The following is a 16,494-nucleotide window of genomic DNA, read 5'->3' as shown; positions in this document are numbered from 1 at the left end:
TCAAGCCGTGCCCACCACGTTCCACGCCCCCTGGCGGAGGGCCCAAATCGCCGGGCCCCGCGAACTCAATCATACCGCTCGCTCAACGCGCGCTGCATGTCGCGGGCCTGTTCCTTCCGCTTGAGCGTCTCACGTTTGTCGTACTCGTGCTTGCCTCGGCCGACGCCGATGAGGATTTTGGCGTAACCGTGTTTGAGATAGGCTTTTAACGGCACGATGGCGATCCCCTTTTCTTGGACCACCCCCGCCAGCTTGGCAATTTCCCGCTTCTTCAGCAAGAGCTTGCGATTGCGCAGCGGGTCGACGTTGAACTGGTTGCCCTGTTTGTAGGGTGAGATATGGACGTTTTCTAACCATACTTCCCCATTACGCACCCGGGCATACCCGTCCCGCAGGTTCATCTTGCCCTCCCGCACGGACTTGATCTCCGTCCCGGTGAGGGCGATACCGGCTTCGTAAGTCTCCAGAATCTCGTAGTTGTGGCCGGCCTTTTTGTTTTGCGCTAACTGGTTGGCCGGCGTTTTGTGTTCTTTACGTTTGGCCATGCCGACTCACCTTTCTTCCTAATTACTTGTGGTTGCGACCATGATTGTTGCTGCGGACGATGCGGGGGCGGTTGAAGCCGTCGTCACTGCCGCTGTTGTTCGTGCTGTTATTGCCGTTGCGGCCACCGCGGTTGTTGTTGCTGTGGAACCGGGGCTTGCCGCCAGTGGTCTTGCGCGGGCCGCTGTAGTTACCGCTGTTGCCGTGCTGGGCCATCCGGGCAGAACGCTGGTCGGCCCGTTTCTGTTCCTCGGGGCTGAGCACCAATTCAAAGGTGAGCTGGCGCAGCGTGACGTTCGCTGTAATCAGCTTCACCCGCACGGACTGGCCAATGCGGTACATCTTGTGGGTGGACCGGCCAATCAGGGCCAACTGCTTCTCGTCGAAGGAATAGTAATCGTCACCAATGGTAGAAATGTGGACCAGCCCCTCGACGGTGTTGGGCAAGGCGATAAACATACCGAAACTGGTCACAGAAGCGATGACGGCGTCGAATTCTTGATCGACTTGATCAGCCATGTATTCTGTCTTCAGCAAGTCGTCCACGTCCCGTTCGGTGTCCACACCCTTACGTTCCTGGGTCGAGCACTGTTCGGCGATGTCCGGCAGCAGTTCATGCCACTTGTCCTTTTCCTTCTGGGTCGTCCCGTTCGCGCCATATTCGTGGATCATGCGGTGGACGCAGAGGTCCGGGTACCGGCGAATCGGTGACGTGAAGTGGGTGTAATATTGTGCGGCCAAGCCAAAGTGCCCCAGCAGCTCCGGTGAATAATGGGCCTGCTTCAAGCTGCGCAGCATCATGGTATTGACGACCGCTTCTTCGGGAGTGCCTTCCACCTGTGCCAGCAAGTCTTGCAGGGCCTTGGGCTTCACGTTCTCAGTACCGCCCTGGGGATGCAGACCAAAGGCGCCAACAAACTCATAGAAGGACTGGATTCGGTCCTCGTCCGGCGTTTCGTGAACCCGGTAGAGGAACGGCACGTGTTTCTTATAGTAGTCTTCAGCGACAGTCTCATTAGCTGCCAGCATGAAGCTCTCGATCATCCGCTCGGCTGTCCCCCGTTCGCGCAGCACGATGTCGACCGGCTTGGAGTTCTCGTCGACGATGATCTTTGCTTCGGTATCTTCGAAGTCGATGGCCCCCCGACGGTGACGCATGGCAAAGAGGATGGTGTGCAATTCGCCCATCGTGTCGAACATGTCGTCCAGTTCCGCGTACTGCTGACGCAGCTCAGGATCCTGGTCCTCGATGATCTTATTCACGTTGTTATAGGTCATCCGGGCCGCCGACTTCATTACGCTGGGGTAGATGTCGTGCTTGAGCACGTGGCCTTGGTCGTCGATTTCCATATCACAGGTCAGTGTCAACCGTTCAACGCCGGGATTCAACGAACAGATTCCATTGGACAGCCGGAACGGCAGCATGGGAATGACCCGGTCGGCCAGGTAAACACTGGTCCCGCGGGAGTACGCTTCCTTATCCAGCGGTGACCCTTCCGTCACATAGTGGGACACGTCAGCGATGGAGACGCCCAGGTGATAGTGGCCATTGTCCATCTTCCAGACCGCTACGGCGTCATCGAAGTCCTTTGAATCATCGCCGTCGATGGTGACCATCGGCTGGTCGGTAATATCCCGCCGGCCAATCTTATCCTCCGGCTGAACGGTATCCGGAATGGCGTTGGCCTGATCCAGCACCTCCTGGGGGAACTCGTCGTGCAAGTCGTGATCATACACGATGGAGAGAATATCGACCCCGGGCTCGTTCTTATTCCCGATGGTCTTCAGGACGACCCCTTCCATCTGGGTCGGCGTCTTGGCCGTTGGATACTTGGTAATTTCGACTAAGACCATGTCGCCCATCTGGGGATGAATGCCTTCGTTAGAAAGGAAAATGACGTACTGCGCCAATTTCTTCTCGTGGCTCTGGGCGTAGCCGACTTGACCGGTCTTCTGCGCCTCTGCATCAGAATACTGGGTGAACTCGCCGACCAGGCGGGTGATCTTACGCTCCACCACGCCGGAAATGTACCCTTCCGGACCCTTCTTCTTCCATGGGTTGCCGGGACCGACCAACGTGACCACCACAGTATCGCCATCAATGGCCGTGTCCGTCTTGCCCTTGGGGATAAAGATATCGGGCTGTTCGTCATCGTAAGAAACGAAGCCAAACCCTTTCTCGTGTGCGTGGAACGTACCCGTGACCACCTCATCGATGGGGGTCAGCTGATACCGATCATTGCCTTGGGGGACGATGCGCTTGTCATTCTCCAGCTCCGTCACGACCTTGACGATGTTTTTAAACGCTGCCGCGCCGCCTAAATGGAGGATACGCGCCAATGTTTCCACCGTGTATTGGGTCTCGGGATTGCTGCCGAAGATGTCGTACACATTCGCAATCAATTCATCGTGTTCGTTCATATAAGTAATTACCGTCCTTCTTGCTTGGCGGCGTCCCGCCAGAATTCACTTTACCGAAAAAATGCCTAGTTCTCTAAGGGGAACTAGGCAAAAAGAGTCACATGCTCACTTGTGTTACTTGGACCCTAAATACACCAGAATCAGTGCAAAGACGAAGAAGAAGAAACCCAATACTGCGGTCACTTTCTCCATGAATGCTTCGAAGCCCCGCTTCTTTTGTTGGCCAAACAGCTCACCGCCGCCGCCAGACAACGCGTTCAGCGCATCTTGCTGCTTCGTGGGCTGCATTATCACGGCGATGACGATGGCGATAGAGTCAATAATGAGTAACGTCATAACGAGATTATACACGGATAGAACCTGCTTTCACCACGGTTTGCTAAATTTACCTATACATCGTACCACAGGCGGAGGGTTGACGTCTAGCAGCGTATCGGCGTTGCGCTTCGCGCTGCCGCCTCGTGGCGCAGAGGTGGTTCGCGGAGCCTGGAGTCACCCGGGCCGGCGCCAGACAGTACCACGCCCATTTGCGGTATAGACCATTGATAACTAATATCTGACACTAAAATCGGTTTCAGATTCAAATTCCGTTTAAACCGGCGTCTTTTAGTCCCCTTTTCTGACAAAGTAGGGTATCATGGTGGCAATGATGAGAGATGGAGATGAGAATATGACCCTGACCAATGTGGTTTACGGACTGATTACCGCACTCACCGCGCTGACTTTGATTTTTGCAGCGTTGGCCGTGCGGGTACGGTTGGAGACGACGGCGCTGATTCAACAACACATTACCCAGCTGAAAGAAACTCTGCGTTTCCCCGGCGACCGGTTCGAACTCAGCGGCCCGGCGATTGCCCATCCGTTGTGGCGCGACTATGTCGGCCGCAACGGCTTCGGTATTCTCCGCCGCCTGATTCGGCTGGTGTCGGCGATGCTGCTGATGCATCTGCTGGGCTTCTTTGTTGAACCGCGGCTGGTAATGCTGCTCCTGTTTATCCCATTTGCCGATGCTGTGGGGTGTTACATTCAGCTTTCTCACTACGCCGACTTGATTATGCACTGGGACAGCGTTGTTCAGACACGTTACATAGAAGCCGATGTCCCCTTGCGGAAGGTCAGTTGATCACATCGGCTGCTTCAGCAAGGTAATCAGTTCCTTCTTGACCTTCGCCCGGAAGTTAGCATCGACGGCAATGAGCAGCGTGTCGCCAGCATGGATCAAGGTATCACCGCTGGGGACCAGTTCCTGTTCACCTCGCCGAATGGCCACCAGCAATGCCCCCTTGGGCCAGTGGAAGTCGCGGACTGCGGTATCCTCCAGCCGAGAGCCCTCGGCAACAGGGATCTCGATATGGGCTCGGCGACCGGTTACCCCTTGGGCGGCCGGTTCTAAGTTCAACCGATCGCGCAAGCTGGTATAGATCGGCGCGCCGCCCAGCACGTCGACGACTAAGTAAGCCACCAGCGACACCACGGCGAGCGGCATGAGGTGAATCAGCGACCCCACCATTTCAGTAATCAGCAAGATGGCCGTGAACGGTGCCTTCCCAATGCCGGCAAAGTAACCGGCCATCGCGAAGATGACGAAGTTGATGAAGTATTGCCGGGGCAGCCAGCCAATGTCGATCATCACCAGGGCATAGATACCGCCCAGGACGGCCCCCAAGCTCAGAATGGGCAAGAAGATACCGCCGGGCAAGCCCGACCCATAGGCCACCATCGACAGAGCAAAGCGGACGATGAACAGAATGACCATCGTGCCCAAGACCGGGGCCGCTTGGCCAAAATGCAAAATAATCGCGTTCCCGCCGCCCAGCCACAACGGCTGCCAGAGTCCGACCAGAATGGTCACGAGAAAGGCCACAACGCCGTCCAGCCACCGGGGCAGCGGGATCAGCCGCTTATACCAGCGGGGCATTGCTAACAAGGTTTTTTGGTAGGCAAACCCCAGCACGCCCAGCAGCAATCCTAACCCCAACAAGTGCCCGTATTGGTTCAAGGGCAGGCTATCGGCATACTGCAGGTGCAGTACCGGTGTCAGGCCAAAAACGACACTGGCAATGAAGTTGGCCCCGACAGCACTCGCCAATGATGCCAGCCAGACCAGCAACGAGAAGTTATGATAGATTTCCTCCAAGACGAATAAGGTACCGGCAATGGGTGCGTTGAATGCGGCGGATAACCCGCCGGCCGCCCCGCAAGCAATGGCAATCCGGCGCGGCGTGCCAGTTTGCCCGGTCGTTTCCGCGAAACCTTGGCCAACGGCGGCCCCGAGTTGAATGGACGGGCCTTCCCGACCGAGAAACAGGCCTGGGCCGATGCTTAAAATACCGCCAACGAATTTCTGCCACAAAATCGACCACCAACGCAAGGACAGTTCATCATCCAGCTGGGCTTCCACTTGGGGAATGCCAGACCCGCTGATCTGGGGCTGGTGCTTGACCAGCAGCCCAGCCAGGACGGGAATGAGGATACTGCCGGCAATCACGAGCAGCAGCCACCAGGGGTGCCCGGTTTGAATCTGCTGATAGACCCAAATCGTTCCGCCTAGTATTTTGCCAATGATCCAGCGAAAAGCGCTGACCACGAGCCCAGTAATGAGCCCGATGGCCAACCCCCGACCGACTAATACCAGCCTTGTCCAGTCAATTTTATGCGTGTGCTCCGGCGCTTCCACGCGCTCCGTCCCCTTTCTTGTCGCATGTGCAAAAAAACGTCGCGGGCACGTTTGCCCTCGACGTTTTTTGTCCTCTAGTCGTCACCAGAGGCGCGACAGCAATTACTTCTTAATGTTATAGAAGCTCTTGATGCCTTTGTATTCAGCAGCGTCACCGAGTTGATCCTCGATCCGCATTAACTGGTTGTACTTCGCAATCCGATCAGTCCGGCTCATAGAACCTGTCTTAATCTGACCAGCGTTGGTCGCAACAACCAAGTCAGCAATCGTGGTGTCTTCGGTTTCACCGGAACGGTGAGAAACGATGGCAGTGTAGCCAGCTTCTTTGGCCATTTCGATAGCGTTCATGGTCTCGGTCAAAGTCCCGATCTGGTTCAGCTTGATCAGGATGGAGTTAGCGACGCCCATCTCAATACCCTTCTTCAGGTATTCAGTGTTCGTTACGAACAGGTCATCACCAACGATTTGGACCTTCTTGCCCAAACGCGCCGTCAACATCTTCCAGTCGTCCCATTCGTTCTCATCCAGAGGATCCTCGATGGAAACGATCGGGTACTTGTCGACTAAGCCTTCCAGCAGAGTCGTGAATTCGTCGGCAGTATAGTTCTTGCCGTCACCCTTCAACTCATATTGGTGAGTATCCGTGTTGTAGAATTCAGAAGAAGCGCAGTCGAAGGCGATGGAGATATCTTCGCCAGGCTTGTAGCCAGCGCGTTGAATGGCTTCAACCAAGATTTCGAAAGGTTCCTCGTTGTTCTTCAGATCCGGTGCAAAACCGCCTTCGTCACCGACAGCAGTCATGTAGCCGCGCTCTTCCAACAACTTCTTCAAGGTGTGGAAAGTTTCAGCACCCATGCGGATGGCTTCGTGCACAGACTTGGCACCAACCGGCATGATCATGAATTCCTGGAAGTCAACGTTGTTGTCCGCGTGCACACCACCATTGATAACGTTCATCATCGGAGTGGGCAGAACGTGACCATTGGTACCGCCAAGGTAGGAGTACAGAGGCAGGCCCAATTCGTCAGCAGCGGCACGGGCCGCAGCCAGGGAAACACTCAAGATAGCGTTAGCGCCCAGCTTACCCTTGTTGGGGGTGCCGTCCAAGTCGATCATGGCTTGGTCCAAAGCACGTTGATCGGTAACGTCCATGCCGATCACTTCTTTGGCGATCTTGTCGTTCACGTTGGCAACGGCCTTCAGAACACCCTTACCGCCGAAGCGCTTGGGATCACCGTCACGCAGTTCAACGGCTTCGTGTTCACCAGTAGAGGCACCGGAAGGAACGATGGCGCGGCCAAAGCCGCCCAGTTCGGTATAAACTTCGGCTTCAACAGTGGGATTGCCGCGGGAATCCAGAACTTCGCGGGCCAGTACATCAGTAATAACAGACATGCAGTTATCTCTCCTTTAATATAGTGTAAGCTCAATTCAATTTTACCGTATTTACCGGTAGGGGTAAACGCGGACCCAAGAAATTAATCTTGGTAATGAACGAGTTGCAGGAAGGAATCAGGCTGTAAAGAAGCGCCGCCGACCAGGCCGCCGTCGATATCCGGCTGAGCCATCAATTCCTTAACGTTATTCGGCTTCATGGAGCCGCCGTATTGGATCCGGGTCGCGTCCGCTGTCGTTTGGTCGTACAGCTTCGCGATGGTCTCCCGAATGTGCCGGCAAACTTCCTCAGCTTGGTCAGATGTCGCCGTCTTACCCGTGCCAATCGCCCAGATGGGTTCGTAAGCAATGACCAGCTGTTGCACTTGGTCAGCACTCAGGCCGTTCAGTGCAGCCTCGACTTGGGTAGATACCCAGTCTTCGGTCTCGCCTGCTTCGCGCTGTTCCAGGGATTCACCAACACAGATGATCGGCTTCATGCCGTTAGCAAAGACGGCCTTGGCCTTCTTGTTCACGTCTTCGTTGGTTTCGTGGTAATACCCGCGCCGCTCGGAGTGGCCGACAATGACGTACTTGACGCCCAGGTCAGCCAGTACCTTGGGGCTGGTCTCACCAGTGTAAGCGCCGGATTCGTGGTCATTCGCGTTTTGCGCTGCCGGGACCAAGACCGAGTCTTTGGCCGCGTCAACTAAAGCGGTGATGTCCACGGCGGGTGCCGCGATGACAGATTCTACCTTGCTGGGATCCGGTAATTCATTCTTGACAGCAGCCACGAATGCCCGAGTCTCATCAGGGTTCATGTTCATTTTCCAGTTACCTGCAATGATCGGTTTACGCAAATTGCTCCGTCCTTCCGTGATTACTTGTCAGAAATGGAGGCGATACCCGGTAATGTCTTACCTTCCAGATATTCCAGAGAAGCGCCGCCGCCAGTGGAGATGTGGGTAATCTTGTCCGCAATCCCCAGTTGTTGAGCTGCTGCTGCAGAGTCGCCGCCGCCGATAATGGTGGTTGCGCCTTGCAAGTCGCCCAGTGCTTGGCCGACTTCCAGCGTACCCTTGGCAAAGTGGCTCATTTCGAAGGCACCCATCGGTCCGTTCCATACGACCGTCTTAGCACCTTGCAGCTTCTCTTTGAACAGAGCAACCGTCTTCGGACCGATATCCAACGCCATCTCGTCATCCGGAATGTCGTCGCCCACGGTCTCGTAAGGGACGTCGTTAGAGAATTCCTTCGCCACCACGTTATCAACGGGCAGAACGATCTTGTCGCCAGCCTTCGCCAACAGCTGCTTAGCCAAGTCTTCCTTGTCTGCTTCGTACAAGGACTTGCCAATCTTGTGGCCCTGAGCCGCCAAGAAAGTATAAGCCATGCCGCCGCCGATGAGGATGTGGTCGGACTTCGGAATCAAGTTATCGATGACACCGATCTTGTCAGAAACCTTTGCACCACCAAGGATCGTCACGAACGGGTGGACCGGATTGTCGACGGCGTCGCCCAAGAACTTGATCTCCTTTTCCATCAAGAAGCCAGCGGCAACAGGCTTGCCGGCCTTCTTCATCGCTGTGGCAATACCGACGTTGGAAGCGTGCTCCCGGTGGGCGGTACCAAAGGCGTCATTGATGAAGACATCGCCGAGGGATGCCCAGTATTCGCCCAGCTTGGGATCGTTCTTGGATTCCCGCTTGCCGAAGTCATTGTCGATATCTTGGAACCGCGTATTCTCCATCAGCAAGACTTGACCGTCTTGCAGATTGTTAATGGCGTCTTCCAATTCCTTGCCTTCGTTGACCGGTACGAATTCGACCGGCTTGTTCAGCAATTCAGACAAACGTGCTGCAACAGGCTTCAAGCTCAATTTAGCCTTGTCGTCGTCGCTCTTGATCCGGCCCAGGTGAGAAAGCAGGATTGCCTTGCCGCCGTGCTCGATGATGTACTTGATCGTCGGCAGTGCCGCCCGGATCCGGTTGTCGTCACCAATCTTACCGTCCTTGATGGGCACGTTGAAGTCGACCCGCATCAAGACTTTCTTGTCTTTGACATCGACGTCAGAAACAGTCAATTTAGCCATGAATCGTAACCTCCTAATAAGTTAAACTTTCCCAAAAGAAAAGGCGAAGGGAGTGAACCTCCCTCCGCCTCAACGCTACTGCAGTATTAAAGTCGGTCGCTTAAATTAAAGCGTTGCGAACTTCAACAGCGTACGAATCATCTGGCAAGTGAAACCATATTCGTTGTCGTACCAAGCAACGGTCTTAACCAATTGCTTGTCGCCGGCAGTAACAACTTCAGTTTGGGTAGGGTCGAAGATGGAGCCGTAAGTCGTGCCGATAACATCGGACGATACGATCTCATCATCGTTGTAGCCAAAGCTTTCGTTGCCTTCGGTGTGCTTCTTGATTGCTGCGTTGACTTCGTCAGCCGTAACGTTGCCCTTCTTAAGAATGGCAACCAATTCAGTCAAGGAACCATCGACAACAGAGACACGCTGTGCGTGGCCGTTCAACTTACCCTTCAATTCAGGGATTACCAAACCAATGGCCTTAGCGGCACCAGTGGAGTGAGGAATCGTGTTAACGGCTGCAGAACGTGCTGCACGCAGGTTGCCGCCACGTACAGGGCCGTCAAGCAGCATCTGTGTGGAAGTGTATGCGTGGATAGTCGTCATGGTACCAACTTCGATACCAAACTCGTTGTTTTCGAAGTAAGCCAGAGGAGCCAAGCAGTTGGTCGTGCAGGAACCAGCGGAAACGATACGGTCGTCGCTGTTCAAAGTGTCATCGTTAACATTGTAAACGATGGTCTTTGCGTCGCTGCCAGCAGGTGCAGAAATCAGAACCCGCTTTGCGCCGGCATCCAAGTGTGCTTGGGACTTAGCTACGGAAGTGTAGAAGCCCGTGCATTCAAGGACGTATTCAACGCCGTCGTTCTTAACCCAAGGAATGTTCTGTGCTTGGGGCTCAGCGTAAACACGGTACTTCTTGCCGTCAACAACGATGGAATCGTCGGTGGCACTAACCTCACCAGGGAAGGTCCCATGAGTGGAATCATACTTCAACAGGTGAGCCAGCATTGCCGGGCTGGTCAGATCGTTGATTGCGACAACTTGGATCTCGTCAGACTTAGCACCCAACTCATAGATCCGACGGAAAGCCAAACGACCGATACGACCGAAGCCGTTGATACCAATTTTGACAGTCATACAAAACTTCCTCCTTTAGGAAATGGTGAAAAATAATATTTTAAAGGGTTGCCCCATTTAAAATCACTTTAGCGGCACCCTCATCCGTGATTAACCACGTATGCGCGGGTGCACTATGCATGTATGCCTTGATTGCCTTGCCTTTGGACGCGCCGCCGGCAATACAGATGACATACGGGATTTTCTGCAGGTCTGAGACCTGCAGACCAATGCGCGGTACCTTGTAAACTACCTGGCCGGCTTCATTGAAGAAATAGCCGAAGGCTTCGCCGACTGCTTGATCCTTTTGCAAGAGCTGAATCGTGGCAGCGTCCATTTCACGGCGCTTCGCCATGACCAAGGCATCACCGACGCTATGAACAACGGCGGTGGCATGATCGATGAGATCAAGGACCCGCTTGACACTCGGTTCTTTCAGCAGCGGCTCATACACTTCTGCGCTGACATTATCCGGAAGATAAAGGGCGCGGTGCTCGCCGCCAGTGGAACGGGCCATCTCGGCACAAATCGTGTTGGCCTGGATGTCGACCCGTTCGCCGATACCGCCTCGCGCGGGGACAAACATGAGCTCACGGTGAGCCCCCAACCGGTGGTTGAGCGCGGTCGCCACATGACCCATGGTGTTGCCCCCCATGACGGCAACAATATTCTTGCCGTCCGGCAGTAAAGCGTTCAGTGCTTGATTCACCAGCGCACCCATTTCATCGAGAATCTTCGGCTGCGTGTCGCAATTACCCGACACGATCATGACGTGATCGACACCCACCACATGGGCAAGCTGATTCTCCACATCATGAATGCCAACCAACTGATTCATGAAGTTCTCCAAACCTTGGAGCACTTCCCGACCATGGGTGGTAATGATCATCCCTGCAGACGTCGAATCGATCAGGCGTTGGCGGCGGAGAAAATCAGTCTCCGTACGCAATACCCGCTCGCTCACATCCAGTTCAGCTGCCAGTGTGCGGCGGCCGATGGGGGACGCCCAACTGATCATGCGCAGGACCTGATACCGTTGGCGAAGCACAGATAGGAAATCCGGCGCGAGCGCCTCGATCCACCCCAGTTCTTCGTGCACGATATCTGACCCCTCTCTGGGACATGAACTGTCCAAGGGTGTCACAGAGTGACCCAGTGAGACAAATTCTTTTGGCGATCCGCTCACCGCGGCTCCCCTCTGACACTTATCAATATAGCACTCAGGGTGGGGGTTTGCAAGTTCGAAGCTTTCGGTACAAGCCCTTGAGCCAAGCGGTTTTTAGACGATTTATATCGACTTTCGGGCGAAAAAGAATCGATTATTGTTCGGTATTTGCACACAATTTCATCCGGCTGGCCAAAAAACGGCCCGGTGGGCTAATGCTGGCCCGGGCCCAATTCCAGGACTGCAAGCCCATGTGCGCGCCGTTGCGGCTGGACAAAAAAATACCGCCGGCCTCTGCCGACGGTATTGGTATCTACGGGTATTCCCCTATGCGCTGTGGGGGAATCGAACCCTCATCTAAAGAACCGGAATCTTTCGTGCGATCCATTACACTAACAGCGCATCACTCAAAATATAATACCTGAAACGGGGAGCAATTACAAGGGGAAAAACAAAATTCGCGCCGTTTCTCGCTGAAACAGGTATGATAATGCCAGTAGCTAGAAATGAGGAAAGGGGGAACTACCGATGTCCAAACATTCTATCATGCGCACCGTCACGCTGGTCCATGGCGTCTTGCTTCTGATGCTGGGCACTGCCGCCATTGTTTCGGCGTGGCGCGACTGGACGGACCTGCCCGAAAAAGATGAGCGCCGCCGTTGACGGCCATCGGCTTTCGTGGTAAATTAGCAGAGTAACTTGATGAGTGCTAATTACGGTGCAGGTCGCCCTGCCTTCGTAATTTCTACCCAATGTCTCTGCGCACCGCGCCTGTATGGCCGCCGGTGCCTTCTTTGAAGGAGGTTTTCTTATCCAATGTTAGTCCCTACAGTTATTGAACAGACTTCGCGGGGCGAACGGGCGTATGATATCTATTCCCGCTTGCTGAAGGACCGCATCATCATGCTCTCCGGCGAGGTCAACGACCAAATGGCCAACTCGATCATCGCTCAGCTGCTGTTCCTGGATGCCCAGGATTCCGAGAAGGACATCTACTTATACATCAATTCACCGGGCGGCGTCATCACCTCCGGCCTGGCCATCATGGATACCATGAACTTCGTTAAGGCCGACGTCCAGACCATTGCCATCGGCATGGCGGCCTCCATGGCATCGATCCTCTTGACCGCTGGCACCAAGGGCAAGCGTTATGCGCTGCCCAACGCGACCGTCCTGATCCACCAGCCCCTGGGCGGTGCCCAAGGCCAGCAGACCGATATTCAGATCGCAGCCGAAGAGATCTTGAAGACCCGCAAGAAGATCAACCAGATCTTGGCCGACACGACTGGTCAGCCGTTAGAAAAGATCCAGCAGGATACCGAGCGGGATAACTATATGACCGCCGAACAGGCTCAGAAGTATGGTTTGATCGACCATATCATGGACCGCACGAAACCGGCCAGCAAGTAATCACCGCCAGCATCTTCATGACGCGACAAAAAAAGAGGTTCTCGCCCAGTTGCGAAGCCTCTTTTTTTGCGTCTGATTATTGTTCAGCGGGTGTCGGCAGCTTGTCGAACTTGCCGTCCGGAATCTCGGCCAGATGGTCTTTGACCTCAGAGACAGCGTCGCGAATACTGTTGTATTGGTCCTGGGACATGCCGATCCACTGCATGCAGGTGCCGACCCGCTCGTCGATGGTATCCTGCATTTTCTTACCATGGGCGGTGAGCTGAACATCCAGCTTGCGTTCATCCTGCTTGGACCGTTGGCGCAGGACCCAACCGTCCTTCTCCAAGCGCTTCAACAGAGGCGTCAGGGTGCCGCTGTCCAGCCCCACCCGTTCGCCGAGGGCCTTCACGGACAGTGTGCCATACTGCCACAGGGCCAGCAGCACGATGTACTGGGAATACGTCAATTTGAACGGGGCCAGGGCTTTGGCATAGAAGCGGTTGTACACCTTGTGGGCCTGGTAAATCGAGAAACAGAGTTGTTCATCTAAAATAATGGGCTTGGCCATGGGGTCATGCTTCCTTTCTCTTACTGTGATCGTCATTAGCTTGACCGCTGCGCCGCAAGTTGTCGGCGAACGCGTTGATCTTGCGTAAGCGATGGTTGACACCAGACTTGGAGACCGGGCCGCCGGGGAGCAGTTCGCCCAACTCCTTGAGGGACACTTCCGGGTGGTCCAGACGAATGACGGCGATCTCTCGCAAGGACGAGGACAGGGCGCTCAGGCCCACCGTCGCCTGGATCAGCTCGATATTCTCGATCTGGCGGGCCGCGGCGTTCACCGTCTTGTTCATGTTCGCGGTCTCGCAGTTCACCAATCGGTTCACGGAGTTGCGCATGTCGCGCACGATGCGGACGTCTTCAAATTGGAGCATCGCGTTAGTCGCCCCAATCAGCTGAAGAAAGTCCCCGACCTGCTCGGCTTCCTTCAAATACACGATGTAGCCGCTGCGGCGGGCCGTCTCCTTCGCGTTCAGGTGGAACGACCGCAGAGCCGCCAGCAGATCTTGACTGTGGTCCGCATACGTAGAATAAATCTCCAGATGGTACCGGCTGGTCTCCGGGTCGTTCACCGAACCGCCAGCGAGAAATGCACCGCGCAGGTACGACCGGAGCAGCTGGGGATGCTCACTGATATCCGGCGAGATGCGGTGGCTGATGTGCAAGGCATCGTCTTCCAGAATATGCAGGTCGGTGAGCACTTGGTGGCTGCCGCCCTGAAGCCGGACCGCATAGTTATAGTTCTTGCGCAGGTTCATCTTGCGGCTCACCAAGAGTTCGGCGTCCACTTGGTAGACCTGCTTCAGCAGCGCATAGATGCGCCGGGCGATGGCCGGATTTTCTGTGGCAACGGAGAGCACGAATTGGTGGTCCGCCAACCGCAGCGACCCGTTCATCCGGATCAGGGCCGCCAGTTCGGCCCGGGCGTGCTGCTTGTGGACTGGCAATAAGGTCAATTCTTTTTTCACTTGACTGGCGAAGGACGCCATGGCCTCACCCCCTGCCCTTTCTGCCCCGCTTATCCAGCTTGGCTTGGAACGCCAGGTTGAGCAGTTCCTTGGCCACCTTGGGGCCATTATGGAAGACCCCGCGGTCGTGGAGAGAAAGGAAATTATCGGAAATTACGTTGCAGCCAAAGGCCCGCAAGCCCTTGAAGTCATGGCGCACCTGGTATAAGTATTCATCGTACTTCTGGCGGTCCATATAATTCTCGGGGACCTTGGCGTCGTTGACCAAGACGGTGTCGATATAGTTCCCGCCCAGATGACGGTTCAAGACAGCGACGTGGTCGGCGTCGGAGAAATTCTCAGTCTCGCCCTTCTGGGTCATAATATTACAAATGTACGTGATATTCGCCGGCGTGGCCCGCAGTGCGTGGTGCACGTTGTCAATCATCAGGTTGGGCAGGATACTGGTGAACAGCGACCCGGGACCAAGGACCACGACTTGAGCGTCCATGATCGCCTGAATGACCGGATCCGCGGCTTCCGGCGGGGTGTCCGGGTCATCCTTCTGGGTCACCCAGACGCGCTGGATCCGCTTGCCGGCGCCGGAGATCTCGGTCTCGCCTTGACGGGTGGTGCCGTCGGTGAATTCGGCGTTCAAGGTCAGCGGCACGCTGGCCACCGGATAGACGTGCCCATCCACCTTCATCATCTGGCTCAGTTCCTGGACGGCGGTGAAGATGTCCCCGTCCATTTCGGCCAAGGCCGTGATGATCAGGTTGCCGATGGCGTGGCCGGAGAGAAAGGCATCCGAACTGTTGAAGCGGTATTGAAAGATCCGCAGCTCGGCGTCTGATAGCTGAGAAAGCGCCACGAGGACGTTACGAATATCCCCGGGCGGTACAACGTTGATGTAATTGCGCAGGACGCCGGAGGAACCGCCGTCGTCGGCCACCGTCACGACAGCGGTAATGTCGGCGTTCTCCCGGCGCAGGGCCGAAAGAATGACCGGCAGACCGGTACCGCCGCCGATGACGACCACTTTGGGCCGGCGGCCGCGAATCACACGGATAATACGATTATCACCATTCATGAGCGGTTGACGGTCTCCTTTCGCCGGTGCATGTCCCGATGGGTCACGTCCACTGCGTATTTCTTGCCCAGGTCAGCGGCCAGCCGTTGGGCAATGGCCACACTGCGGTGCTGGCCGCCAGTACAGCCAATGGCAATGGTCATGCTGGTCTTCCCTTCCCGCTGATAACCCGGCATCGTCAACAGCAACAGGTCCAGGAATTTCTGATAAAATTCCTCGGTCGCCGGCTGGTTCATCACGTAGTCGTAGACCGGTTTGTCCAAGCCCGTGAGCGGCTTATAGGCCGGAATGTAGTACGGGTTAGGCAGGAAGCGGACATCCATGACGATGTCGGCATCAATGGGAATACCGAACTTGAAGCCGAAGGACATGATTTCAATGTGGAAGGGGGTGTTCCCCTCCTGCTTGCTGAAGTGGGAGAAAATTTCTTCCCGCAACTGCCGTGGCGACATGTCTGACGTATCGATGACGATCTGGGCGCGGTTCTTCATTTCGGCCAGCATCTTGCGTTCCAGCTTGATGCCGTCGAGCAGGCGCCCTTCCATCGCCAACGGATGGGAGCGGCGGGTCTCCTTGTAGCGGGCGACCAATTCCGAATTGGAAGCGTCCAGGAAGAGGATGCGGGTGCGGACGTTATTGGCGTTGTCGAGATCGGCGAGCAGTGAGGCGATTTGGTCGTAAAAGGCCCGCGAGCGCAGATCGATGACCAGTGCGACTTTGTGAATGGAGCCGGATTCTTTGACCAGTTCCCAGAACTTGGGGAGCAGCGTGGGGGGCATGTTGTCGATCACAAAATATTGCAGGTCCTCAAATGCCTGGGCTGCGATGGTCTTGCCGGCGCCGCTCATCCCTGTGATGATGACGACGTCTAAGGGTTTTCCTGAAGCCATATGCACCGTCCTTTCCAATGCAGGAACATTATAACACAGCCGGGCGTGTCCTTCATTGTGCAAATTAATTGGGACCAACTGGAATGTTACTTGATTGGTATGGACCGGGACGACCACGGCTGCCCCGATTGGACGGCAGGTTAGTGTCCGGCGCTGGCCCGGGTGACTACGGGCTGCGCAGATTGGGAGGCAGGTTAGTGTCTGGCACTGGCCCGGGTGACTACGGGCACAT

Annotated in this window: 16 protein-coding genes and 1 tRNA gene; 3 read left to right on the top strand and 14 right to left on the bottom strand. The window is 55.5% G+C overall.

The annotated features are described in order from the left end of the window. Positions 1-65 precede the first annotated feature (65 nt). The 3 genes from smpB to secG all read right to left on the bottom strand — a co-directional run bounded on the left by smpB (position 66) and on the right by secG (position 3,315). Positions 66-545, bottom strand: a complete 480-nt coding sequence (gene smpB, locus L248_RS03110) for an SsrA-binding protein SmpB (RefSeq protein ID WP_022528611.1) — start codon at positions 543-545, stop codon at positions 66-68. Positions 546-567: 22 nt separating this feature from the next. Then, entirely contained in the window at positions 568-2,964 is a 2,397-nt protein-coding gene (gene rnr, locus L248_RS03105) for a ribonuclease R (protein ID WP_022528610.1), read from the bottom strand. 114 nt (positions 2,965-3,078) lie between these two features. Continuing rightward, entirely contained in the window at positions 3,079-3,315 is a 237-nt protein-coding gene (gene secG, locus L248_RS03100; RefSeq protein WP_040534561.1) for a preprotein translocase subunit SecG, read from the bottom strand. A 319-nt stretch (positions 3,316-3,634) separates the two neighbouring features. On the opposite strand from secG, the gene L248_RS03095 reads away from it, so the two are divergent. Beyond that, positions 3,635-4,087 (top strand): hypothetical protein, encoded by a 453-nt coding sequence (locus L248_RS03095; protein WP_040534558.1) that lies wholly within the window; start codon positions 3,635-3,637, stop codon positions 4,085-4,087. Here the strand turns inward: L248_RS03095 and L248_RS03090 are convergent, their stop codons facing one another. The 7 genes from L248_RS03090 to L248_RS03060 all read right to left on the bottom strand — a co-directional run bounded on the left by L248_RS03090 (position 4,088) and on the right by L248_RS03060 (position 11,784). Beyond that, positions 4,088-5,641 (bottom strand): ClC family H(+)/Cl(-) exchange transporter, encoded by a 1,554-nt coding sequence (locus L248_RS03090; RefSeq protein ID WP_040534556.1) that lies wholly within the window; start codon positions 5,639-5,641, stop codon positions 4,088-4,090. A 102-nt stretch (positions 5,642-5,743) separates the two neighbouring features. Next, a complete protein-coding gene (gene eno / locus L248_RS03085) occupies positions 5,744-7,036 on the bottom strand; it encodes a phosphopyruvate hydratase (protein WP_022528606.1) in 1,293 nt (430 codons plus the stop codon). An 83-nt stretch (positions 7,037-7,119) separates the two neighbouring features. After that, positions 7,120-7,875: a triose-phosphate isomerase gene (gene tpiA / locus L248_RS03080; RefSeq protein WP_022528605.1), complete on the bottom strand. Its 756-nt coding sequence runs from the start codon at positions 7,873-7,875 to the stop codon at positions 7,120-7,122. 20 nt (positions 7,876-7,895) lie between these two features. Further along, positions 7,896-9,107 carry a phosphoglycerate kinase gene (locus tag L248_RS03075; RefSeq protein ID WP_022528604.1) on the bottom strand — a complete coding sequence of 404 codons (1,212 nt, stop codon included), beginning with the start codon at positions 9,105-9,107 and terminating at the stop codon, positions 7,896-7,898. A 105-nt stretch (positions 9,108-9,212) separates the two neighbouring features. Continuing rightward, complete coding sequence (gene gap / locus L248_RS03070) at positions 9,213-10,238, bottom strand: type I glyceraldehyde-3-phosphate dehydrogenase (RefSeq protein WP_040534553.1); 1,026 nt, start codon at positions 10,236-10,238, stop codon at positions 9,213-9,215. 40 nt (positions 10,239-10,278) lie between these two features. Then, positions 10,279-11,316: a sugar-binding transcriptional regulator gene (locus L248_RS03065; RefSeq protein WP_022528601.1), complete on the bottom strand. Its 1,038-nt coding sequence runs from the start codon at positions 11,314-11,316 to the stop codon at positions 10,279-10,281. A gap of 396 nt (positions 11,317-11,712) precedes the next feature. Continuing rightward, a tRNA-Arg gene (locus L248_RS03060) sits at positions 11,713-11,784 on the bottom strand. Positions 11,785-11,910: 126 nt separating this feature from the next. On the opposite strand from L248_RS03060, the gene L248_RS16400 reads away from it, so the two are divergent. Both L248_RS16400 and clpP read left to right on the top strand, forming a co-directional pair. Continuing rightward, a complete protein-coding gene (locus L248_RS16400) occupies positions 11,911-12,045 on the top strand; it encodes a hypothetical protein (protein WP_281169972.1) in 135 nt (44 codons plus the stop codon). Positions 12,046-12,198: 153 nt separating this feature from the next. Then, positions 12,199-12,792, top strand: coding sequence for an ATP-dependent Clp endopeptidase proteolytic subunit ClpP (clpP, locus tag L248_RS03055; protein ID WP_022528599.1), 594 nt, complete (start codon positions 12,199-12,201; stop codon positions 12,790-12,792). Between the two features lie 76 nt (positions 12,793-12,868). Here clpP and L248_RS03050 read toward each other — a convergent pair whose 3' ends face one another. From L248_RS03050 to rapZ, 4 genes are read right to left on the bottom strand one after another with little or no spacing between them, the layout of a single operon-like run. Further along, positions 12,869-13,342: a MarR family winged helix-turn-helix transcriptional regulator gene (locus L248_RS03050; RefSeq protein ID WP_022528598.1), complete on the bottom strand. Its 474-nt coding sequence runs from the start codon at positions 13,340-13,342 to the stop codon at positions 12,869-12,871. 4 nt (positions 13,343-13,346) lie between these two features. After that, on the bottom strand, positions 13,347-14,324 hold the full coding sequence (gene whiA, locus L248_RS03045) for a DNA-binding protein WhiA (RefSeq protein ID WP_022528597.1): 978 nt from the start codon (positions 14,322-14,324) through the stop codon (positions 13,347-13,349). A 4-nt stretch (positions 14,325-14,328) separates the two neighbouring features. Further along, positions 14,329-15,372 (bottom strand): gluconeogenesis factor YvcK family protein, encoded by a 1,044-nt coding sequence (locus L248_RS03040; protein WP_040534550.1) that lies wholly within the window; start codon positions 15,370-15,372, stop codon positions 14,329-14,331. Beyond that, positions 15,369-16,262, bottom strand: a complete 894-nt coding sequence (gene rapZ / locus L248_RS03035) for an RNase adapter RapZ (protein WP_040534548.1) — start codon at positions 16,260-16,262, stop codon at positions 15,369-15,371. Before rapZ ends, L248_RS03040 begins: the two co-directional genes overlap by 4 nt. Between the last annotated feature and the right edge of the window lie 232 nt (positions 16,263-16,494).

The sequence above is a fragment of the Schleiferilactobacillus shenzhenensis LY-73 genome (assembly GCF_000469325.1).
In the GTDB taxonomy this organism is placed as follows: Bacteria; Bacillota; Bacilli; order Lactobacillales; family Lactobacillaceae; genus Schleiferilactobacillus; species Schleiferilactobacillus shenzhenensis.
The sequence above is the reverse complement of the archived record's forward strand: the minus strand, read 5'-3'. Positions and strand labels throughout refer to the sequence as shown.